Origin of the sequence: Flavobacterium sp. HSC-61S13 (assembly GCF_024171535.1) — a bacterium.
GTDB lineage: Bacteria > Bacteroidota > Bacteroidia > Flavobacteriales > Flavobacteriaceae > Flavobacterium.
The window spans coordinates 216,007-237,178 of sequence record NZ_JALJZV010000005.1 but is presented as its reverse complement, the minus strand read 5'-3'; the positions used below and the strand labels follow the sequence as shown (position 1 = coordinate 237,178).

The window sequence follows — 21,172 nt, the reverse complement described above, 5'->3', positions numbered from 1 at the left end:
ATCAAAACCTTAGAGTCAGTAGGAGTGTAAAATATAAAACGATTACTGGAAACTATCGATGTTGAATCCCTATTAAATGCCGTTGAGAGTTCTTTGTATGTGCTTTGTATATATTTTGTATCAATGGCTGCTGCGCCTTTTGTTTTGTTGTGCTCTGATTAAGTAGGTTTAACAGGTGTTTTGTATACTGTTTGTATGTATTCCTTTTTATCTACTGTATGCAGTCAAGTTGCTTTTAGAATTGCTTATTTAAAGATACTTGATAGTATTCTCAATTGGGTTTGGTAGTATTGATCGCTTAAGCTCGATGGGAATACGTCGAAAACATGGATGGCACCTGGAATTACCAGTAGTTCAACGGCTACCGCTGCCTGCATTAATTTTTGTGCATAATCGATGGCTTCGTCGCGTAGTGGATCCAATTCGCAGGCCATGATAAAGGCGGGAGGGAGATTGGAAAAATCCTTTGCTGAAAGTGGGCTAGCATAAGGTGATACCGGTAGGTTGTGATCCTCGAGATACAGTTTCCAAGAGCTTTTTGCGCTGGAATAGTCCCAAATTGGGCTGTCGGTAAATTCTAACATAGATGGACTGGAGCAGCTGTAGTCAGTTACGGGGTAACTCAATATTTGAAAATGGATCTGAGGTCCTTTTTTATCTCGAGCCATATGTGTCAATGCAGTGGCTAATGCACCACCAGCACTTCTGCCTCCAACAATAATTTTTTGCGGATCAATTCCAATTTCGGTGCCGTGATTGGCTAACCATAATAATGCTGCATAACCGTCTTCTATGGCGGCGGGAAATGGAGATTCTGGAGCCAATCGATAGGCTACGGAAACAACCGTATAGCCACTGTCCGGTACTAAATGGTAAAAAAGTTCGTCGGATTGTTCCGGGTTTCCAAAAATAAAACCTCCTCCGTGAAAGTATAGTAAAACCGGTTTGTTTGTTGAGTCCGTTTCTTTGTAAATGCGCAAGCGCACCAAAGGATCTGCAGTTGTCAATCCTGGGATAAATATATTTTCTACCGTAAGCCCTTCTGGTAATTTTGGAGTGGATTCCTGTTTAGCTAAGCTTGCTTCAAGGTTTCTAATTTGCTGAGGGTTATTTTCTAATAATGTAGCGTAAGGGATTTCCAGCCAAGGATTGTTTTTTAAACTTTGCGCTAACTCAGGATTGATTCTATCGTAATTCATATGCTTTATTTTGTTTTTGTTGCTTGAGTATAAAATTTAGTATAAAAGCATCGTCTGAATTCTCTTAATAACCATGCGTTTTCTTAAGTACTCTATCTCGATGTAAATTTAAGGTATTATTACTATATTCGTTAGCTAGCGCAGTAGCTGTCTGTTGAAAAAAAGCATAGTTTCAATAAGAGTAGGAAGTTTTACCGTAGTAAAATTAAAGGGAGTTTTCGATAAAATAATAATAAGATATGCAAATAGAGTTAGATCGTCTAGATCCAATAAAGAGATTTACTTTAAAAAATAGTTTAAACCTGCTTGTTGCCGTAAATAATGTAGTGTTTCTGGTTTTTTTTGTTGATGGGGAGTTCTAAAGAGTCTGGTCTATATCAGTATGCTGTTGTCGGAGCTCTGTTTGAATTGTTATGGATTCCTATTTTGGCAGTGTTATTTTGTAGTGCAATCGTATGCTTGTATTTTACCTATAAAGACCGGTTTAGATTTAGTCGCTTGTGGTTGTTGTTGGGAATGTCTTTGTTTTGTATAGGGCTGTTGTTTACAGCTTTCTAGTAGTCTATCAAATGAAGTCTACTGCTGAGCCAATAATTTTTTAGCTAGGAGCTCACAAGTTTCGTCTAGCAATTGGTAAACGTGTTCAAAGCCTTCGTCACCACCAAAATATGGGTCCGGTACTTCGGATAATTTACTTTTGGGGTGTTCGTTTAGGATGAGTTGAACTTTATCAATAGCTGCTTGATCGGGGGCCATAGCGATTACGTTTGCGTAATTGGATTGATCCATGACGTAGATGTGATCAAAATTTTCAAAGTCGTTCAAATGAAATTGACGCGCTTTCTGTTTGCTTAAATCAATATGGTATTTTTTACCAATGGCGATAGAGCGATGATCTGGTTTTTGTCCCACATGCCAATCTCCTGTGCCTGCTGAGTCTACTTGAAATAAATCCTGAGGCAGTTTAGCTTGAAGGATTCCCTCTGCAAGAGGAGATCTACAAATATTACCCAAACAAACCATAAGGATCTTCGTACTCATTACATATTAAATTTTTTGTTGATATCGTCGTGATATTTTTTGAACTGTTTGTCGGTTTCCAATAGGTTATCGATGGTTTTGCAAGCGTGTAATACGGTAGCGTGATCGCGATCGCCAATTTGTGAACCAATATTTGCCAAAGAAGCTTTGGTGTATTTTTTAGCGAAAAACATCGCTAATTGACGCGCTTGTACAATATGCCTTTTACGCGTTTTGGAACGTAAGGTTTCGATGTCTAAAGAGAAGTAATCGGAAACGACTTTTTGAATGTAGTCGATAGAAACCTCCTTTTTTACATTTTTTACAAATTTTTCTACAACTTGCTTGGCCAATTCAATGGTTACTTCACGCTTGTTAAACGAAGATTGAGCTATTAAAGAAATAATAGCACCTTCCAGTTCTCTAACGTTGGTTTTTACATTTTTGGCAACATATTCTACAATATCATTAGGCATTTCAACACCATCTCGATACAATATACCTTTTAAGATAGAGGTACGTGTTTCGAAGTCAGGATGTTGTATTTCTGCGGATAGTCCCCATTTAAAACGAGACAACAAGCGTTGTTCAATGTCTTGCATATCTACAGGTGCCTTGTCGGAAGTCAAAATAACTTGTTTTCCGTTTTGGTGTAGATAATTGAAAATATGAAAAAACACATCTTGTGTTCCCGCTTTTCCAGATAAGAATTGAATGTCATCGACAATGAGTACGTCAATAAGCTGATAGAAATAGATGAAATCATTTCTGGTTTGCTTGCGAACAGAGTCAACATATTGTTGTGTAAAAACTTCTGCGGAAATGTATAAGACTGTTTTCTCCGGATGGATTTCTTTAATCTCTACACCAATGGCATGTGCTAAGTGGGTTTTACCCAAACCGACACCACCAAATAACATTAACGGATTAAAAGAGGTTCCTCCAGGTTTGTTAGCTACGGCTAAACCTGCCGATCGCGCTAGACGATTAGAATCACCTTCTAAGAAATTATCAAAGCTATAATTGGCATTTAACTGAGATTCGATTTTTACATTGCGAATACCCGGTATGATAAATGGATTCTTTAATTCTGGATTTTTATTTTGAATTGGAACATCGAGTTCTTGTGTTCGAACAGGAGCTCTTTGTGCACTAGGCAATTGTTCCGTATACGGCTGTTTATTCCCAATAGTGTTCTCCATTTGGATTTTATACAATAACTTTGCACCAGATCCAAGTTCTTTTATTAAGGCAACTTTTAATATTTTGACATAGTGCTCCTCGAGCCATTCGTAAAAGAATTTACTAGGCACTTGAATATACAATGCGCTCTCCGTAAGTTCTATAGCTTTAATGGGTTCAAACCAGGTTTTAAAAGCTTGCTCTTGAATGTTGTCTTTTATAAAAAGAAGACAATTGGTCCATACAGATTGTGCAGTCTTGTTTGTATAATCGAGCATTGTTTAGAATAATTAATAAGTTACTTATAATAGTATTTGGAATAAACACTTCGTCTTTTGGGGATGACAAATATGTGAACAATTTTCTGTAAAAAAAAATGGTTTGCATATTGCATTTTTCAAAATAAAAACGTAAGTATAAAAGTATTTCCATCTAAAACAAATATAATAAATATAATATGAAAAACTTTGAAATTCAGGTTCGAGTTCGCTATGCAGAAACCGATCAAATGGGAGTTGTTTATCACGGTAATTACGCACAGTATTTTGAGATGGGACGCGTGGAATGGCTTAGAAACCTTGGACTTTCTTATAAAAAGCTTGAAGAGACCGGGGTGATGCTTCCCGTGGTATCCCTTAAGATGGATTACAAAAAACCGGCGTTATATGATGACCTCTTAACGGTGCGTACCATCTTTAAAAGTCAGACAACTGTCAAGATCGAATTTGATTATGAAATCACAAACGAGAAAGGACAGTTATTAACATTAGGCAATTCTGTTTTGGTGTTTGTCGATATGAAAACGAAGAAACCCGTTGTTCCTCCAGCCTTTGTAATCGAACGATTAAGTACTTTGTAAAGAGACTTGAAAAACGAAAAAAAAGGCTTATTTTTATAAAAAAATAAAAGCCGTTGTAGTTCTTACAGCGCCCTTACCTTTAAAAATTAACTAATGAAAAATAGCTATAAGTTTTTGGTTTTGTTTACGCTGCTTTGTAGTGCCGTATTTGCTCAAGAAAGAATTCTGATCGATGGTCGTGCCAAGGTTTATAAAAGTGAGCCTCAAGTGATTTATTTGAAGAATATAAACAGTGGAAAGCAAACCCAAAGTGATCTTACGGGGTATTTTTCGATTTTAGTTCAAAAGGGAGATGTATTGTCCTTTTGGGCTAATAATATTAAAATGGAAAACGTCACTGTGACAGACGAGATCATCCAATCCAAGCAATTGGAGTTGATGTTACTGAAAAACGATCAGTTGTTAGAAGAAATTATAATTGATTCAAAGGGAAAGCAAGTAGATCCCCTAGGTTTTAAAATGAAAACGTATTCGAAAGCGGAACGGATCTATAGATCTGAAAGCTATTTTCCTTTGAGCTTCACATCTTTGGGTTTGGGCCCGTTAATCAATGTGTTTAACGGTAAAAGAAAAATGCAACGCAAAATGCTCGATTACGAAAAAGACGATATTAATTTTCAATACTTTAAAAAATTCTACCCAAAAGAGTATTTGGTAAAACGGTTTCATATCCCAGAAGAGTATACCGATGCTTTTTCGTATTTTGTAATTGAACAACCGGGTTATGATATCCTGAATTGGAGTAATAGAGAAGAAAAGGATTTGGAATTAGCAGAACTAGCGGTTCGGTTTAAGGAACTGCATAAAATAAAATAAAAAGGAAAAACGGTATTTTGCATTGACCAGTATTTAGTTGAGGTCCTCGTCGGTGATGATGCGGACTTCATACAGGGGCTCAAAAGCTTCTAGGGCATTTTGATATTCGTTTTTACGGACCGATAAGGTGATCTCACAACTCATTTCCATTTTTTGATCTACGAGATTTAAGTTTTTTTCCTTGATTACACGCATGACTTTATTCATGTCTTTGTACTCAAATTCTATACGGAAAAATTTATCGATGGTCTTTTCTATTATCGACGCATTTTCCAGAGCCATTTGAGCAGCAGTTTTATAGGCTGTGATTAAACCGCCTACGCCGAGTTTAACGCCTCCAAAATAACGAACTACTACAATCAGTACATTGGTCAGATCGAAGGACAGTATCTGCCCATAAATAGGCATTCCGGCACTGTTGTTGGGTTCTCCGTCGTCATTGACGCGAAAATACAGTTTGTCTGTTCCCAATTGGAAGGCGTAACACCAATGTCTGGCAGCATGATGGGATTTTTTTAAATCTTCCAAGTGTTGCTTTACGTCCTCTTCACTTTGAATCGGAAAGGCATATCCAAAAAACTTACTGTTTTTTTCTTTAAATAGAATTTCTTCTGAAGCGTGCTCTAAGGTTCGGTAGGTGTCTTTTTCCAAGGGTCTTTTTTTACGGTTGAATCAATAGGAGCTGATCTTCTAATACAGCTGTTAGCTGTTGTCTACTGAAGTTTATCAAAGGTTTTTTAGTTCCTTGATGAAGTAGTACGCTGCTTTTAAAAATACGGGCTTCATCCCACAAGTTCGCATCGATAAATTGTTGTAGGGTTTTTGCTCCGCCCTCTATGACTACAGAGCAGATTTTATGGCGAAAGAGTATCGCGCATAACTGCATCGGTAGGGATAAAGAGAAATCAACCACTTCGTAAATTAGGTTTTCACGAGAAATTAAATTCGAGTTCTGTGTTAGACAGATAGTTTTGACGTTACCATCGTATACCTTGTGGTTTGGATGGATGGTCCCTTCTCGGTCGATAAAAATTCGAACGGGGTTTTTGCCATACCAATCCCGGGTGGTTAGTGATGGATTGTCGTCTATGACGGTTTGTGCACCCACTAAAAAAGCCATTTCTTCACTGCGCCATTTATGTACCAATTGTCTGGAATAGGAATTGGTTAGCCAAACTGGTTTAGCTTCATCTCGCTTTTTCGGAGCGATAAAACCATCGGCAGATTCGGCCCATTTCAATATAATATAGGGGCGTTTTTGTTGATGAAAGGTAAAGAATCGTTTGTTGCTATCTTGGCATTCTTCCTCTAACACGCCGACGATCACGTCAATACCTGCGTTTTTCATTTTGCTTATACCTTGGCCACAAACCTCTGCAAAGGGGTCGATCGTACCGACCACTACTCGCGGAATTTTTTTGGCTATAATCAAGTCGGAACAAGGAGGTGTTTTGCCAAAATGACTACAAGGTTCTAAACTGACATATAGGGTGGATTCTTTAAGCCACTCGTGATTGTCAACGGAATTTATGGCGTTGACTTCGGCATGCGGTCCGCCGTATTTAGAAGTAAAACCTTCACCAATGATGCGTCCTTGGTGTACGATTACAGCACCAACACTGGGGTTGGGTAAAGCGTCAAATGTGCCTTGTTTGGCCAATTCAAGGCATCTTAAAATAAAAGGTTTGTGTGTCTCCAAAATTATAAAACTGTATCTTTGAACAAAATTAAGCTTTTTCAATTAAAGAAGCTAGTTTGTCTAAAAACGCAATGCGCTATGAAGCTTAAAAATCTTAAAAATCAATTTACAGAAACCCTTAAAGATCTTTTTGAACCAGAAGAAATAGCGGTTTTTTTTTACCGTTCGCTAGAGCGCTTGGAAAATAAAACACGAATTGATTTGATTTTAAGTCCAGAACTCGAGACCTCTGATGAAAACTTGGTGTTGTGGCAGCGTTATTTAAGTGAATTGCAACGGGAACGGCCGCTGCAATACGTGCTTAACCAGGCTTTCTTTTATGATTTGACCTTTTATGTCGAAGAAGGGGTGTTGATTCCCAGACCGGAAACAGAGGAGTTGGTGGAGTGGATTTTAAAAACGGTTCCCAAAGATAAGGCGATTCGTATACTCGATATCGGAACGGGTAGCGGTTGTATTGCTATTACTCTGGCTAAAAAACTTCCCTTAGCACGAGTAACCGCTATGGATGTTTCCGAAAAAGCGCTGAGCATTGCCCGGAAAAATGCAGTCTTGAATGAAGTGGATATACAATGGATGTCTCAAAGTGTTTTAGAGCTTGATGACTTGTCAGCGTCTTTTGATATTATAGTGTCCAATCCACCCTATGTTCGCGAATTGGAAAAGGTAGAAATACACAATAACGTAAAACAATATGAGCCGGAACTGGCCTTGTTTGTGTCGGATGAAGACCCTTTGATCTTTTATCGAAAAATAGCCCAATTGGCAACTCAGTCTTTGGTCCCTGGAGGCTATCTGTTCTTTGAGATCAATCAGTATTTGGGCGCTGAAACCCTTGCAGTAATAGATGCCGTGCAATTTGATACTCCAGAATTAAAAAAGGATTACCGCGACAATGATCGCATGATTCGCGCGCGAAAGAGATAGTTGTTGGCGGTTTATTTTGCGATAACATTGGAGGTTACTCGATAGTAGCGGTATTGGTAAATGCTTATTGAATCAAATAAAGATCGTATCTTCAATTGAGGTAAATGAATCCTCTTAAATCAATTGTTATAGCGGTATTTGCATTATTCGTAACGCAGGGCTTCAACCGGATCTAGGCGTGATGCTTTGATAGCGGGATAGGATCCTGAAACGATAGCTACTACAAAAGTGGTGATAAAAGCGGCGATAATCGCTACCCATGGTATGGTAAAAGCAAAGTGAATAACGGTGGATATTCCGTAACCGGTTGCGATTCCAAGTATAGTGCCTAATAGTCCTCCCAATTGACCAATCACAAGAGTTTCTGTGAAAAATTGCCAAGCAATAGTACTGCGTTTGGCTCCTAATGATTTTCGAATACCAATCTCTCTGGTCCGTTCGGTAACGGAGACCAACATGATATTCATCAGTGCAATAGAAGATCCTAATATGGTGATAATTCCTATCAACCAGGCGCTGGCATTCAGCATATCGACCTGAGACATCAGTGTTTTTACTAAATCATCACTGCGTTCGATACCGAAATTATTTGGTTGACTCGGCGGTAAGTTTCGAATGTTTCTCATGACTACTGTAGCCTGATCAATACCCTGATTTAAGAGCATTTCTTGACGTACAGAAACCTTGATTTCGTAATTGATAGCAGGTTGTGAAAAGATGGATCGAGCTATCGGTAGGGGGATAAAAACCCTTAAATCTTCATTTTTACCAAAAGTACTTCCCTTTTCTTTTAAGATTCCGATCACTTTAAATTTAGTGCCTCGTATCGAAAGTGTTTTGCCGATAGGTGAAACGTTTTTAAACAACCCTTTTGCAAAATCAGACCCCACCACACAGACGTAAATGTTATTACTGATGTCAAAATCAGTAAAACTTCTTCCTGAACTTAATTTGAGACCGCTGTTGAGAAAATGGTTTTCGTCGCAACCAAAAACCTGAATTTCCGGATCTGTTTTTTCCGATTCGTGTTTGACTTCGATATTCGATGCTGCATTAAAAGAAATGGAGGTGACTGCCGATGGAAAATCAAAGGTTTCCTTGAAAGTCTTGGCTTCGGCATAAGTAAATATCGGATTGGGTTTGCTGTCGCTTTTAGTTTTGGTCATTTTTGAAGCGTAGTCGTATTGCTCAATTGAAAAGGTATTGGCACCCATGGTCGCGAAATCTTCTAAAATCGTGTTTTTCAATGCGGATACAACCGATAAAATTCCAACTAAAGCCCAAATACCAATGGCAATGATGAAAACAGTTATCACCGTTCTCAACAATTGGGAGCGAATAGCGCCTAAGGCAATCTTGGTATTTTCTTTTACGAGTCTAAGCATATATCTATAGGTAGCTTTCGGAAGTGTTTTGTTACAGTTAGCGGCAAAATTATCCTTGGCTAGTGGGTAAATTTAAAAATAAGTTATTATATAGGTGGTATGATGTGGTCTTTTAATTAGTAAAGATAGCGGGTATTTGGTTTTAAAAGTAGTTGATAAAAAAAAATTACTCGGGTGTTTGCTTCCATCTATAAAATTATCTATTTGTCGATTCTCGATAATCCTAAAAAAAGGACTATTTTTGTGTAAGTAGTAAAAGATATCAATTAATAAGAGACAATGGCACAAAAACCCAGTATTCCAAAGGGAACCCGAGATTTTTCACCGAGTGAAGTAGCGAGAAGACAGTATATTATTCAGACGATCAGACAGGGGTTTGAAAAATTTGGATTCCATCCCATCGAGACGCCTTCTTTCGAGAATTATGAAACGTTGATGGGTAAGTATGGAGAAGAGGGAGACCGTCTGATCTTTAAGATACTTAATTCAGGTGATTATTTAGCTAAGGCAGACGATGCGGTTTTAGCCAATAAAGACAGCCAGAAATTGACTCCACATATTTCTGAAAAGGCTTTGCGATACGATTTGACGGTGCCTTTTGCGAGATATGTAGTCATGCACCAAAATGAAATTGATTTTCCGTTTAAGCGTTATCAAATTCAACCGGTGTGGAGAGCGGATCGTCCACAGAAAGGGCGTTATAGAGAATTTTTTCAATGTGATGCCGATGTGGTTGGGTCCAATTCACTGTGGCAAGAAGTGGAGTTTATCCTTTTATACGACAGTGTTTTTACTGCTCTTGGAATTCAGGGAACGACTATCAAAATTAATAATAGAAAGATTTTATCAGGTATAGCTGAGGTAATTGGTGCTAAAGATAAACTGATTGACTTTACAGTGGCATTGGATAAGCTGGATAAGATCGGCGAGGATGGTGTTAAGAAGGAAATGATTGAAAAAGGAATTTCGGAAGAAGCGATTCAAGCCGTTGCTCCGTTATTTCAATTGGAGGGTAGTTTTACGGAAAAGTTAGATCAATTGGCTCAGATGTTAGCTACTTCTACCGAGGGAATGAAGGGAATTGATGAATTGAGATTTGTTTGTGAAAAAGCTTTAAAAGCTGGATTGCAATCGGCAAATTTGAATTTAGATGTCACTTTGGCTCGCGGATTGAATTATTATACTGGGGCTATTTTTGAAGTAGCAGCTCCGGAATCCGTGCAACTAGGTTCTATAGGAGGCGGAGGACGCTATGATGATTTAACCGGTATTTTTGGACTTAAAAACGTTAGTGGAGTAGGCATTTCCTTTGGACTAGATCGAATTTATTTGGTCATGGAAGAATTGGGATTGTTTCCCAATGCCGTTAATGCCGCTTCTAAAGTGATGTTTTTAAACTTGGGAGAATCGGAAATGGATTATGCTTTTAATGCCGTTTTAAAATTACGTGATCTAGGAATTAGAACAGAGTTGTATCCCGATGCTGCTAAAATGGGTAAACAATTTCAGTATGCTGATAAAAAAGGGATTCCCTATGCGGTTATCGTTGGTTCGGATGAAATTAGCCAACAAAAATATACTTTAAAACACTTGGGGTCGGGAGATCAGCAAATCGTGAGTTTAGATGAAATGATACAGATATTGGAAGCCTAATAGCAGTCCATGTTTTTTATACAAACAGTTATAAGATTCGTCTTATAACTGTTTTTTTATGAGGTTTTTTGAAAAACAAAAAGCAGTAGTAAAAGTTGATTTACTACTGCTTTTTGTTTTATGAATTTTCACGTAAGTCTATTTACTCTACGGTGTTCTGTCGATAATGTATAATGATTTCCAACAGCAGTTTTCGAGCTCTTAGCAGTTTTATTTTGACATTATTCAGTGGTTCTTCGAGTATTTCTGCAATCTCATTATAACTTAACTCTTGAAAATAACGCAATTGAATCACCTCTTGATAGTGAGGTTTTAATTGTTTGATTAAATTTAAGAGGGTGTTTAGGTTTTGTTTGCGAATCAGTTCGTCTTCAATAGACGGAGTTTCGTCGGCTATGTTTTTGTAATATTGTTCCTCGTCGTCGTTGTTGAGCTCTAGAAAATGAGCGTTTTTTCTCTTTCGAATTAAATCAATATGTACGTTTTTTGCGATAGCGATCAACCAAGTATTGAAAGCGTATTTCTCATTGTATGAAATCAGTTTATCAAAGGCTTTTGCAAAGGTTTCAATAGTGATGTCTTCGGCATCGGCTTCGTTGCTTGTTCTTTTCAATATAAAATTGAATACCTCGTTCCAAAAGTGATTTAGAAGAAAGGTAAACGCGGTCTGATCTCCTTCAATAGCTAAAGAGATATTGTTTTTTAGGGATTCGGAAGTTATTTTCAAATTTTTTTCGGTGAAAACAAATGACTAATATATATAACGCACTGAGTAAATGTATGAATAAACTCTAAAGCGGGAAACCAATAGCTGATATCTTTTTCGTTAAATTTTTTGCAAGCTTTGCTCATATAGATCCAGACGATCAAATATCTAAAGAGTAGAATGGCTAATACGATCATCCATTCAAATTGAAAGGAGAATAATAATGCCGCGCTGATCAATAAGGTGATTTGAGTGAAATTAAAAAAGCGAATTTTTAATTGATCACCAAAGCCTAACAAAGCCAGAGTTTTATTTTGAAAGGATACTGCTGAGGTCCAGGATTTAAAGTTGTTTTTAACAGCAGTTGTTGTAAAGCCCATAGGAGCATCACATATAGTGGTGTTTTTACCATGCGCAACTTGATTGATAAATAGGGAGTCCTCACCATAGGGAAGGCTCATGTGTTCTATGTATCCGTTTACGCTAAAGAACTCATCTTTTTTATAAGCGAGATTACGACCATTTCCCAAAAAGGGTTTGCCCATCAATGTCCAGGAAAAAACGTGTAAGGTTTGCAAAGTGTTTTGAAATCGAAACAATTTATTGGTCCAAGATTTTGCCTTTGGCTCAATACGAGCATGACCAATTACAATGGTTTTGTGCAAAGTAAATTGGGCGCTGAGGTTCATAATCCATTGTGGAGAATCCGGATAGGAATCGGGTTCAATAAAAAGGAGGTATTCGTTTTTTGCCGCTTTAATCCCTAAAGTCAAGGCGTATTTTTTGTTGCCCCAAAAGGCTTCATTATTGACAACATCTACAATTTTGACAAATGGAAACTGTGAAGCACAGTCTTTCATGAGTTCTAAGGAGTCGTCGGTAGAAGCATTGTTGATCAATACGATCTCAAAGTCGGGATACGATTGATTGATCAGTAGTGGAAGGAGCTTTTTTAAGGGCTCAAATTGGTTTTTCACACAAATCAATACCGAAATTGGGATTCTTTTCGGTGTACATTTCTGTGCTTGACGAAAGGTGATTGGTCCAAAAACAGAGATGTAATAGATGATTTGTATTAAAACAATTCCAATGAAAAAATAAAATAGAATCGTTAGCATAATGGTGATTTACGTTTCGAAATAAGGAAAGCAAATGTACGATTTTACTAGGAATTTAAACAATTAAAAAATGTTTACTTCAGCGGATATTTCAATGTGAAATTTCTGTAGTACAGCCTCTTGTATAGTTGCGGCTAATTGAGCAATTTCTGCACCAGTAGCGTTTCCATAATTGACTAGTACTAAGGCTTGTTTGCTGTGTACACCAGCATCACCGAAGCGTTTTCCCTTAAATCCGGTTTGTTCAATAAGCCATCCTGCGGGTATTTTTGTCAATTCCTCGTTGACGGTGTAATGGGGTATTTCCGGGTATTCTCGTTGAAGCTCGTGAAATTGTTGCGTGGAGATTACCGGATTTTTAAAGAAACTGCCGCTATTTCCGATTTCCTTGGGGTTGGGAAGTTTGCTTTCTCGTATGGCAATTACGGCTTTGCTGACATCGTGAATAGTGGGTTCGATGATGTTGTTTTGTTGCAATTCCGACTGTATAGCACCATATCCAATATGCAGCTTGTGGTTTCTTTTAGTTAGTTTAAAAACTACAGATAGTACGATATACTGGTCTTTTAATGCATTTTTGAAGACGCTTTCTCTATAATCAAACGCACATTGTTCGTTGGAGAAAGTTACGAGTTCCAGATCTTTAATTCGCAGGGCTACACATTCGACCATTTGGTCTTTAATTTCCACGCCATAAGCGCCGATATTTTGAATGGGGGTCGTACCTACCTGACCCGGTATTAAGGAAAGATTTTCCAAGCCGCCCAGATTGTGTTTCAAAGTCCATAAAACAAATTCGTGCCAATTTTCGCCTACTTGAGCTTCAACCCAAGCAAAGTCATCGTCTTCACGAAGAATTTTCTTTCCCTTAATGGCCAATTGTATTACTAAAGCCTCGATATCCTTGGTCAGTAACATATTGCTTCCACCGCCTAAGAAAAATAAGGTGTCGTCACGATATTGTTTTAATAGGTTAAGGAGTTGTTCTGTTTGAGTGGTAACGATAAAGCGTTTAGCTTTAACATCAATACCAAAAGTATTCAATTCTTTTAACGAAATGTCGGTGGCTGGAGTCATGTTATTCAGGTCAATTTAACAGCTACAAAGATACGGTTTCCTTTTTCTGAAGCCTTAAAATTGTTTTTCAATTTTAAAAATTTCAAACTCTTGGTGGATACTGTTTAGTAAGCGTTCTGTGCGATCTTCGTGGGTGTCGGAAATAAACAATTGTCCAAAGGTATCTTGATGAACCAATTCAATGATTTGTCGTACGCGATCTTCGTCTAGTTTGTCAAAAATATCGTCAAACAACAATATAGGAGCCACGCCACTTTGTTTTTTTAAAAAATCGAATTGAGCGAGTTTTAATGCAATTAAAAAAGATTTTTGTTGCCCCTGCGATCCGAATTTTTTGATCGGATGTCCGTCTAGTTCAAAAGCGAGGTCGTCTTTGTGGATTCCGGTACTCGTATATTGTAGGATGCGGTCTTTAGATTGGTTTTCTGTAAATAAGTCCAACAAGGATTTGTCAAAGAGTTGACTTTCGTAACGCAGCTGTACCGATTCTTGTTTTTGTGTAATTTGGTTGTGGTAACTATTGAATATAGGAGTGAAAGTATTGATGAAATCCTTCCTTTTTTCAAATATGGGTTGTGCTAACAAAGAAAGGCGTTCGTTATAAACTTCTAGTGTAGCCGATTCAAAAGTGTGATTCAATGCGAAATACTTAAGAAGTGCATTGCGCTGAACAATTAGTTTTTGGTATTGAATCAGTTGTTGAAGGTAGTTGGAGTCCAATTGAGAAATAACGCTATCCATGAATTTTCGGCGCATTTCACTACCTTCAGTGATGAGGTCACTGTCGGAGGGAGAGATAATTACCAACGGAATAAAACCGAAATGATCGGAAAAGCGATCATAGGCTTTGCCGTTTCTTTTAATGGTTTTTTTCTGTCCCTTGCGCAAGCTGCATACCAAATGCTCTTCGCGATCTTGCTTTTCAAAAGTGCCGTCGATCACAAAAAAATCCGTTCCGTGTTGAATGTTTTGTAAAGCTACTGGATTGAAATAACTCTTTCCATAAGCAAGATAATAAATAGCATCGAGGACGTTTGTTTTACCCACGCCGTTCTTGCCGATAAAACAATTGATTTTTTTGTTAAAATCAAAATTTTGGTCGGTTATGTTTTTGTAATTGAGTAGGGTTAACTTTTTTAAATACACGCGAGAAGTGTTCTTTTAGGATTGGAAGTGCTTATTTTTTGAATTTTGGTGCAAATTATATAAAATATCAATAGAAAGCACTTTTATATTACAATAAAAATCCTATTTTTGCCACTCATAAAATTTTTAGTACATGGCAACTTATAATAAAAGAGGTTATAAAGCTCCGAAACCAGAAGAAGAAAAAGAAGCGGGTGAATTCGATCAATTCAGTCAAGTAAATGCTCAACATAGTACTACTGCTGAAGTTTTTAATTCATTAGATAAAGGAGCTTCTAAAATGGAAGGCTGGGTAGCGAGAAACCAAAAATATATTTTTGGTGCTGTTGGTGCGATAGCTTTACTTACTGTAGGATATGTTTTGTACGATAAATTCGTAGTTGAACCTAAGAATGACGAAGCTGCAAACGAAATGTTTCAAGCGCAAACTTATTTTCAAGAAGCAACAACAAGTCCTGTAGCTAGTGATTCATTATATAACTTGGCTTTAAAAGGCGGAGAAGGTAAATTAGGATTTATCGGAATTACGGAAACTTATTCAGGTACAGAATCAGCAAATCTTGCAAACTATTATGCGGGTATGGCTTATTTGAACTTAGGAAAAAATAAAGAAGCGATTGCTCATTTAGAGAAATTTAGCTCTAAAGATATGTTATTAGGTTCTTTAGCTTTAGGAGGAATTGGAGATGCATTTTCAGAATTAAATCAAAAACAAGATGCTTTTGATTTTTACAAAAAAGCAGCTGAAATAAATAAAAATGATTTTACTACACCACGTTTTTTAAATAAAGCAGGTATGGTAGCTTTGGAATTGGGTAAAAAAGACGAAGCACTGAAATTATTTAACGATATTAAAAACAATTATCAGTCATCAAGTGAAGCTACTACGGTAGATATGATGATTGGAATGGCACAATAATATTTTTTATGGCAACGGCAAATAAAAATCTTTCGGAATACAATAAAGCGACTTTGCCTAATGCAAAAGAATTTACGGTTGGTATTGTTGTTTCAGAATGGAATGATAAAGTGACCAACGGTTTGTTTGCAGGAGCTGAAGCAGCCTTGTTAGATTGTGGTTTATTAGCAGAGAATCTAATTCGCTGGGATGTACCGGGAAGTTTTGAATTGATATTCGGAGCTAAAAAAATGATTGAAACCCATGAAGTCGATGCCGTGATCGTAATTGGTTGCGTGATTAAAGGGGAAACGATGCATTTTGAATTTGTATGTGAGGGGGTTACTCAGGGAATTAAAGATTTGAATTTAATTTCTGAGGTTCCGGTTATTTTCTGTGTATTAACAGATAATAATGAGCAACAATCTTTAGACAGAAGTGGTGGAGTCCATGGAAATAAAGGTACAGAAGCTGCTGTAGCGGCTTTGAAAATGATTGCTCTGAATCAGCAATTTTAAATGAAATCAATTTGATCTTAAACTTTTAAAAACCTGTAAGAATTTTTTTTACAGGTTTTCTTTTTTATAGAATATTTAGTAAAAAGCAACTTTAGAAAGCCCATTTTTATTCTTTAACTTTGTGTTTTTAGTATATTTTCTAATCTTATTAGGTGTAAAATCCAAAAACGTTTTAAATGTCAAATGTAATCCGATTACTGCCCGATCATGTCGCTAATCAAATTGCTGCTGGAGAAGTGGTTCAACGCCCGGCTTCGGTAGTGAAGGAGTTGGTAGAGAATGCTGTAGATGCTGGTGCAACTGAAATTAAATTGGTTGTCAAGGAAGCGGGTAAAACGCTTATTCAAGTTATAGATAACGGTAAAGGCATGGGCGAGACCGATGCGCGTATGGCTTTTGAACGTCATGCTACTTCGAAGATTTCGGTGGCGGAGGATTTATTTGCTTTAAGCACTAAGGGATTTCGTGGGGAAGCTCTTGCTTCGATTGCGGCTATTGCTCATGTGGAGTTAAAAACCCGTCAAGTCGATGATGAGTTGGGAACGCATTTAGTGATAGAAGGCAGTAAGATTACTTCGCAGGAAGTAGCTGTAGTTCCGCAAGGAACTTCTTTTGCCGTTAAAAATCTTTTTTTTAATATACCAGCCAGACGCAATTTTTTAAAGTCTAATACGGTCGAATTTCGTCATATTATCGATGAATTTGAACGCATAGCTTTGGCGCATAGTGGCATTCATTTTATATTGATTCACAACGGTAGTGAAATGTTTAATCTACCGGTGTCAAATTTCCGCCAGCGGATTGTCAATATTTTTGGAGCAAAGACCAATGAGAAGTTGGTTCCTGTACAGGAAATTACAGAGATTATAGGGATCAGTGGTTTTGTTGGAAAACCCGAGTTCGCAAAAAGGAGCCGGGGTGAACAATTCTTTTTTGTCAACGAGCGTTTTATCAAAAGTGGTTACCTGCATCATGCGGTACTAGCGGCTTTTGAGGGCTTGTTAAAGGAAGGAACACATCCGAGCTATTTTTTGTACTTAACCTTGCCTCCAAACTCAATTGATATCAATATTCACCCGACTAAAACCGAGGTAAAGTTTGATGACGAACAAGCTTTGTACGCGATTTTACGATCGGCGATTAAACACAGTTTGGGGCAATTTAACGTAGCACCGGTGTTGGATTTTCAGCGCGATGCTACTATGGATACACCTTATGATTTTAAGGAAAAAAAGGCGCCGACTCCAACCATTCAGGTAGATACGAATTTTAATCCTTTTCGTGAGGACGATAGCGATACTAAAAAGAGTAGAACGGCGTTTGAATCTCGTAGCGCTCCTTCAAAATCTTTTGCGAGCAGTAGTGGGGGATCTGCTTTTTCAAAACCTGTTTTTTCACCTAGTTTTGAAAAGCCCGATACCAGTGGTTCGTGGGAAACCTTGTACGAGGGTTTGAAATCATCTGCGGATGATCTGGATTTGTCTGGACTGAACTTGGAAGAGGATGTTAAAACCAGTTCGTTGTTTGAAGGACTGATCGACGATAAGTCGTATAGTCGTTCTTTTCAACTCAATAAAAAATATATCATTAGCCCTATTAAATCGGGCTTGGTAGTTATCGATCAACGCAGAGCTCATCAACGCATTTTATATGAGAAGTTTTTGAGTAATATTACCGTGCAGCAAGCTACGAGCCAGCAATTGTTGTTTCCTTTGCCGCTGTACTATGCGCCTTTTGAAATTGAATTGTTGCGCGAGTTAGAAAGTGCCTTAAAGCAAACCGGATTTATTTTTGAGTCTATAGATTCTGATAAAGTGGTTATTTCAGGACTTCCAGTGCATGTTGCCGAGAGCGAGGCCTCTATCGTATTAGAAGATTTATTAAACGATTTACAGGGAGAATTACCCGAAGTAAGTTTTAGTCAAACCGATCGTATCGCTAAATCGCTAGCCTTGAGTTTGGCCGTAAAATCCGGTTCGTATTTGAATGACGAAGAACAAGAAAACATGGTTAATTCACTTTTTGCTTGTAAAGAGCCCAGTGTTTCCCCATTTTTAAAACCAACATTTATCACGATGCGCGTTGAAGACATCGACAAAAAATTCACTTTATGATGCAAATTACAGAAACAGTAAAACAACTGTTGATAATAAACGTTATATTTTTCTTAGGAGCACAATTCGTGCCTGCTATGGATGGTTATTTAGCCTTATATTATTTTGAAAACCCCAGTTTTCAATATTGGCAACCCCTGACGCATATGTTTATGCACGGTGGATGGATGCATTTGTTTTTCAATATGTTTGCGCTGTACTCTTTTGGGTCAACCCTAGAGCAGTTTTGGGGCAGTAAGAAGTTTTTGTTTTTTTATATTTCATGTGGTTTAGGAGCGGCTATATTGCACAGTGGTGTCAATTATTATTTAGTACACGACGGGGTGAATACTTTAGTAGCAAACGGTTTTCAGAAGGATGAAATATTTGCTGTTTTAAACCAAGGTAGAGGGATGTATAGTCCAGCTTGGGCGCAGTTTCTGTCACCAAGCGCGTTAGAGAATATGATCATGTCCTATAATGTTCCTGCAGTTGGTGCTTCTGGTGCTATCTATGGATTATTGGTGGCTTTTGCCTTTATGTTTCCCAATGCAGAATTAGCTTTGATGTTTATTCCCGTACCGATTAAAGCCAAGTATTTTGTACCGGGTATTTTGGTTATGGATTTGTATATGGGCTTAAATGGAGGTTCTATTTTTGGAGGATCTACCGGCATTGCGCATTTTGCTCATATCGGTGGAGCTGTGGTCGGTTTCTTGATGATGTGGTACTGGAAGAAAAATCAGTTTGAACAAAATCGTTGGGATCATTAATTTTAAATTTGTAAGTAATACTAGTATATCATGGCTCTTTTAGACGATTTTAAAATGCAATACAGAATTGGCGGTGTCGTTCAAAAGTTATTGTTTTGGAACATAGGCGTTTCTGTAGTTTTTTTTATTTTAAATGCTTTTGTTCCTTCGTTTCACCACTTGTTGTTGGGGTGGATAGGCTTGTCGTCTAAGACCACTATTGCTTTAGCTAGGCCGTGGAGCTTTTTTACCTATGCGTTTTTACATGCCAATGTGTTTCACTTGATTTTTAATATGATCGTGTTGAACTTCGTAGGGCGTTTATTTATGACGTATTTTACCCAAAAACAATTTTTGGCTGTTTACTGTCTTGGTGCAGTTTTTGGAGGTATATTTTACGTATTATCGAGTTTTGTGTTTAGTACAGGTATTATATTGGTGGGTGCTTCTGCTGCAATTATGGCTGCATTAGTGGCCTTGGCTACCTATGCTCCGTATATGCCGGTACGTTTGTTGCTGATAGGCGAGGTGAAGATGTGGCATATCGCTTTGGCTTTATTGATCATGGATTTAATTCAAATACCCGTTAGTAATACCGGTGGACATATTGCGCATTTAGGTGGTGCTTTTTTTGGGTTTTTATTTATCAAAGCATTACAAAGCGGTACGGATATCAGCAAACCCTTTACGTTTGTAGTTGATAAAGCAGCGAATTTATTTAATCCAAAACCGGCTAAACACCCATTTAAAAAGGTGCATGTGAATCCTAATAAAACGCAGCATACTACACAGTCTTCACAAGGCGGTTTGATTGGTGTAGGTACAGCGGGGGTTGTTAAAGACCCAGAGCAACAGCGCATTGATCACATACTCGATAAGATTAGTAAATCGGGTTACGACAGCCTTAGCAAAGAAGAAAAGGATTTTTTGTTTAAAATCGGGAAATAGTTTCCAATTAGGCAGGTCATCGAATTAGTTTTAGATTCCGTTGGCTTAGAAAAACAGGAACACTATAAGAATCTTAATGTAAAAGTATTAGTCATATATGAAAAAACTTTCGTGGTTTAATAAAGCAGTATTTTTTTTAAATATCGTGTTGGCAGTCATGACGCTGCTCGGATATTTCCTGCCTTTTTTAGCGCCAAAGTTGTTTCCTTTTCTATCGGTATTAACGCTGATTTTACCGTTGCTTTTAATTGCTAATATTTTTTTTCTGTTGTATTGGGGAGTTCAATTAAAGCGACAGGTCTTCTTATCCGTGGTTATCTTACTGTTGGGGACCACATTTATAACGAAATTTTATAAATTTAGCGGTAGAGACGAGTTGACAGAAGATCAAGACTTCGTGGTGATGACCTATAATGTGCGTTTGTTTAATCTATTCAATTGGATTAAAGACAGTGATGTACCGTTTAAAATCAAAGAGTTTATCGATCATGAAGATCCGGATATCTTATGTGTACAGGAGTATTCTAAAAACGCAAAACTGAAATTTCCACAATATAAATTCAAGTACACCACTTCCCACGGTCAAAACATTCAGACCGGTCAGGCTATCTTTTCCAAATACAGAATTATTGATAAAGGAGAAATCCGTTTTCCAAACTCTAATAATAACGTGATTTACGTTGATATTGTCAAGGATAAGGATACAGTGAGGGTGTACAGTATGCATTTACAATCGGTCAATATCAGTCCAGATATACACGAAAAAATCGATGAGAGAAAATCAAAATTGATCTTTAATCGATTAAGTCTTGCGTTTAGAGAGCAGCAATTGCAGTCGGAGCTGATACAGTCCCATATGGACGATTCTAGGCATCCCAAAATTGTTTGTGGGGATATGAACAACAGCGCCTTTTCTTATGTGTATCGCAATATTAGAGGCGATTTAAAGGATGCTTTTGTTGAGGCCGGAGATGGATTCGGGAAAAGTTATCATTTTATGTATTATCCGGCGCGAATCGACTATATATTTGTAGATCAACAAATCGAGGTGAAGTCTTTTACAACCCACGATGAATTTATCAATTCAGATCATTATCCGATAGTTTCTCGCCTAAAAATGAGTAAAAAGGAAGAGCTGGTGAATTAAAAGCGTGTACTGATGAAGTGTTTTCTGAA

Annotated in this window: 20 protein-coding genes; 10 read left to right on the top strand and 10 right to left on the bottom strand. The window is 37.6% G+C overall.

Annotated features, from left to right (window positions below; all coding sequences use genetic code 11):
• Positions 1-245: 245 nt before the first annotated feature.
• The 3 genes from L1275_RS07160 to dnaA all read right to left on the bottom strand — a co-directional run bounded on the left by L1275_RS07160 (position 246) and on the right by dnaA (position 3,679).
• Complete coding sequence (locus L1275_RS07160) at positions 246-1,199, bottom strand: alpha/beta hydrolase (protein WP_253471277.1); 954 nt, start codon at positions 1,197-1,199, stop codon at positions 246-248.
• A gap of 576 nt (positions 1,200-1,775) precedes the next feature.
• A complete protein-coding gene (locus L1275_RS07155) occupies positions 1,776-2,240 on the bottom strand; it encodes a low molecular weight protein-tyrosine-phosphatase (protein WP_253471275.1) in 465 nt (154 codons plus the stop codon).
• Positions 2,240-3,679: a chromosomal replication initiator protein DnaA gene (gene dnaA, locus L1275_RS07150; RefSeq protein WP_253471273.1), complete on the bottom strand. Its 1,440-nt coding sequence runs from the start codon at positions 3,677-3,679 to the stop codon at positions 2,240-2,242. The genes L1275_RS07155 and dnaA overlap by 1 nt, the downstream gene beginning before the upstream one ends.
• Positions 3,680-3,858: 179 nt before the next feature.
• Here dnaA and L1275_RS07145 point away from each other — a divergent pair, with 179 nt between their 5' ends.
• Positions 3,859-4,260, top strand: a complete 402-nt coding sequence (locus L1275_RS07145) for a thioesterase family protein (RefSeq protein ID WP_253471271.1) — start codon at positions 3,859-3,861, stop codon at positions 4,258-4,260.
• A 93-nt stretch (positions 4,261-4,353) separates the two neighbouring features.
• Positions 4,354-5,076, top strand: a complete 723-nt coding sequence (locus L1275_RS07140; protein ID WP_253471269.1) for a hypothetical protein — start codon at positions 4,354-4,356, stop codon at positions 5,074-5,076.
• Positions 5,077-5,109: 33 nt separating this feature from the next.
• Here the strand turns inward: L1275_RS07140 and L1275_RS07135 are convergent, their stop codons facing one another.
• Positions 5,110-5,727 carry a YigZ family protein gene (locus tag L1275_RS07135; protein WP_253471268.1) on the bottom strand — a complete coding sequence of 206 codons (618 nt, stop codon included), beginning with the start codon at positions 5,725-5,727 and terminating at the stop codon, positions 5,110-5,112.
• 10 nt (positions 5,728-5,737) lie between these two features.
• On the bottom strand, positions 5,738-6,775 hold the full coding sequence (ribD, locus tag L1275_RS07130; RefSeq protein ID WP_253471266.1) for a bifunctional diaminohydroxyphosphoribosylaminopyrimidine deaminase/5-amino-6-(5-phosphoribosylamino)uracil reductase RibD: 1,038 nt from the start codon (positions 6,773-6,775) through the stop codon (positions 5,738-5,740).
• Positions 6,776-6,853: 78 nt separating this feature from the next.
• On the opposite strand from ribD, the gene prmC reads away from it, so the two are divergent.
• On the top strand, positions 6,854-7,702 hold the full coding sequence (prmC, locus tag L1275_RS07125) for a peptide chain release factor N(5)-glutamine methyltransferase (RefSeq protein ID WP_253471263.1): 849 nt from the start codon (positions 6,854-6,856) through the stop codon (positions 7,700-7,702).
• 143 nt (positions 7,703-7,845) lie between these two features.
• Here prmC and L1275_RS07120 read toward each other — a convergent pair whose 3' ends face one another.
• Entirely contained in the window at positions 7,846-9,087 is a 1,242-nt protein-coding gene (locus L1275_RS07120; RefSeq protein WP_253471261.1) for an ABC transporter permease, read from the bottom strand.
• Positions 9,088-9,366: 279 nt separating this feature from the next.
• On the opposite strand from L1275_RS07120, the gene hisS reads away from it, so the two are divergent.
• Positions 9,367-10,740: a histidine--tRNA ligase gene (gene hisS / locus L1275_RS07115; RefSeq protein ID WP_253471259.1), complete on the top strand. Its 1,374-nt coding sequence runs from the start codon at positions 9,367-9,369 to the stop codon at positions 10,738-10,740.
• Between the two features lie 142 nt (positions 10,741-10,882).
• Here the strand turns inward: hisS and L1275_RS07110 are convergent, their stop codons facing one another.
• The 4 genes from L1275_RS07110 to L1275_RS07095 all read right to left on the bottom strand — a co-directional run bounded on the left by L1275_RS07110 (position 10,883) and on the right by L1275_RS07095 (position 14,787).
• The gene (locus L1275_RS07110; protein ID WP_253471257.1) at positions 10,883-11,467 is read right to left on the bottom strand and encodes an RNA polymerase sigma factor; all 585 of its coding nucleotides are present in this window, start codon (positions 11,465-11,467) and stop codon (positions 10,883-10,885) included.
• Positions 11,464-12,564 (bottom strand): glycosyltransferase, encoded by a 1,101-nt coding sequence (locus L1275_RS07105; RefSeq protein ID WP_253471255.1) that lies wholly within the window; start codon positions 12,562-12,564, stop codon positions 11,464-11,466. Before L1275_RS07105 ends, L1275_RS07110 begins: the two co-directional genes overlap by 4 nt.
• Positions 12,565-12,627: 63 nt before the next feature.
• On the bottom strand, positions 12,628-13,641 hold the full coding sequence (gene murB, locus L1275_RS07100; RefSeq protein WP_253471253.1) for a UDP-N-acetylmuramate dehydrogenase: 1,014 nt from the start codon (positions 13,639-13,641) through the stop codon (positions 12,628-12,630).
• 54 nt (positions 13,642-13,695) lie between these two features.
• Entirely contained in the window at positions 13,696-14,787 is a 1,092-nt protein-coding gene (locus L1275_RS07095) for a DNA replication and repair protein RecF (RefSeq protein WP_253471251.1), read from the bottom strand.
• Positions 14,788-14,920: 133 nt separating this feature from the next.
• On the opposite strand from L1275_RS07095, the gene L1275_RS07090 reads away from it, so the two are divergent.
• The 6 genes from L1275_RS07090 to L1275_RS07065 all read left to right on the top strand — a co-directional run bounded on the left by L1275_RS07090 (position 14,921) and on the right by L1275_RS07065 (position 21,143).
• Positions 14,921-15,706 carry a tol-pal system YbgF family protein gene (locus L1275_RS07090; RefSeq protein ID WP_253471249.1) on the top strand — a complete coding sequence of 262 codons (786 nt, stop codon included), beginning with the start codon at positions 14,921-14,923 and terminating at the stop codon, positions 15,704-15,706.
• 8 nt (positions 15,707-15,714) lie between these two features.
• Positions 15,715-16,203, top strand: a complete 489-nt coding sequence (gene ribH, locus L1275_RS07085) for a 6,7-dimethyl-8-ribityllumazine synthase (RefSeq protein ID WP_253471247.1) — start codon at positions 15,715-15,717, stop codon at positions 16,201-16,203.
• Positions 16,204-16,379: 176 nt separating this feature from the next.
• Positions 16,380-18,317: a DNA mismatch repair endonuclease MutL gene (gene mutL, locus L1275_RS07080; RefSeq protein ID WP_253471245.1), complete on the top strand. Its 1,938-nt coding sequence runs from the start codon at positions 16,380-16,382 to the stop codon at positions 18,315-18,317.
• Complete coding sequence (locus L1275_RS07075) at positions 18,314-19,069, top strand: rhomboid family intramembrane serine protease (RefSeq protein WP_253471243.1); 756 nt, start codon at positions 18,314-18,316, stop codon at positions 19,067-19,069. The genes mutL and L1275_RS07075 overlap by 4 nt, the downstream gene beginning before the upstream one ends.
• A 30-nt stretch (positions 19,070-19,099) precedes the next feature.
• The gene (locus tag L1275_RS07070) at positions 19,100-19,996 is read left to right on the top strand and encodes a rhomboid family intramembrane serine protease (protein WP_253471241.1); all 897 of its coding nucleotides are present in this window, start codon (positions 19,100-19,102) and stop codon (positions 19,994-19,996) included.
• Positions 19,997-20,093: 97 nt separating this feature from the next.
• Complete coding sequence (locus L1275_RS07065) at positions 20,094-21,143, top strand: endonuclease/exonuclease/phosphatase family protein (RefSeq protein ID WP_253471232.1); 1,050 nt, start codon at positions 20,094-20,096, stop codon at positions 21,141-21,143.
• The last annotated feature ends 29 nt before the right edge of the window (positions 21,144-21,172 follow it).

What these genes read in the sequence shown, in the direction of transcription:
- L1275_RS07145 (WP_253471271.1), top strand. Translation starts at nt 3,859, where the DNA reads ATGAAAAACTTTGAAATTCAGGTTCGAGTTCGCTATGCAGAAACCGAT.
- prmC (WP_253471263.1), top strand. Translation starts at nt 6,854, where the DNA reads ATGAAGCTTAAAAATCTTAAAAATCAATTTACAGAAACCCTTAAAGAT.
- hisS (WP_253471259.1), top strand. Translation starts at nt 9,367, where the DNA reads ATGGCACAAAAACCCAGTATTCCAAAGGGAACCCGAGATTTTTCACCG.
- murB (WP_253471253.1), bottom strand. Translation starts at nt 13,641, where the DNA reads ATGACTCCAGCCACCGACATTTCGTTAAAAGAATTGAATACTTTTGGT.
- L1275_RS07105 (WP_253471255.1), bottom strand. Translation starts at nt 12,564, where the DNA reads ATGCTAACGATTCTATTTTATTTTTTCATTGGAATTGTTTTAATACAA.
- L1275_RS07140 (WP_253471269.1), top strand. Translation starts at nt 4,354, where the DNA reads ATGAAAAATAGCTATAAGTTTTTGGTTTTGTTTACGCTGCTTTGTAGT.
- mutL (WP_253471245.1), top strand. Translation starts at nt 16,380, where the DNA reads ATGTCAAATGTAATCCGATTACTGCCCGATCATGTCGCTAATCAAATT.
- L1275_RS07075 (WP_253471243.1), top strand. Translation starts at nt 18,314, where the DNA reads ATGATGCAAATTACAGAAACAGTAAAACAACTGTTGATAATAAACGTT.
- L1275_RS07120 (WP_253471261.1), bottom strand. Translation starts at nt 9,087, where the DNA reads ATGCTTAGACTCGTAAAAGAAAATACCAAGATTGCCTTAGGCGCTATT.
- L1275_RS07090 (WP_253471249.1), top strand. Translation starts at nt 14,921, where the DNA reads ATGGCAACTTATAATAAAAGAGGTTATAAAGCTCCGAAACCAGAAGAA.
- L1275_RS07155 (WP_253471275.1), bottom strand. Translation starts at nt 2,240, where the DNA reads ATGAGTACGAAGATCCTTATGGTTTGTTTGGGTAATATTTGTAGATCT.
- L1275_RS07070 (WP_253471241.1), top strand. Translation starts at nt 19,100, where the DNA reads ATGGCTCTTTTAGACGATTTTAAAATGCAATACAGAATTGGCGGTGTC.
- dnaA (WP_253471273.1), bottom strand. Translation starts at nt 3,679, where the DNA reads ATGCTCGATTATACAAACAAGACTGCACAATCTGTATGGACCAATTGT.
- L1275_RS07160 (WP_253471277.1), bottom strand. Translation starts at nt 1,199, where the DNA reads ATGAATTACGATAGAATCAATCCTGAGTTAGCGCAAAGTTTAAAAAAC.
- L1275_RS07065 (WP_253471232.1), top strand. Translation starts at nt 20,094, where the DNA reads ATGAAAAAACTTTCGTGGTTTAATAAAGCAGTATTTTTTTTAAATATC.
- ribH (WP_253471247.1), top strand. Translation starts at nt 15,715, where the DNA reads ATGGCAACGGCAAATAAAAATCTTTCGGAATACAATAAAGCGACTTTG.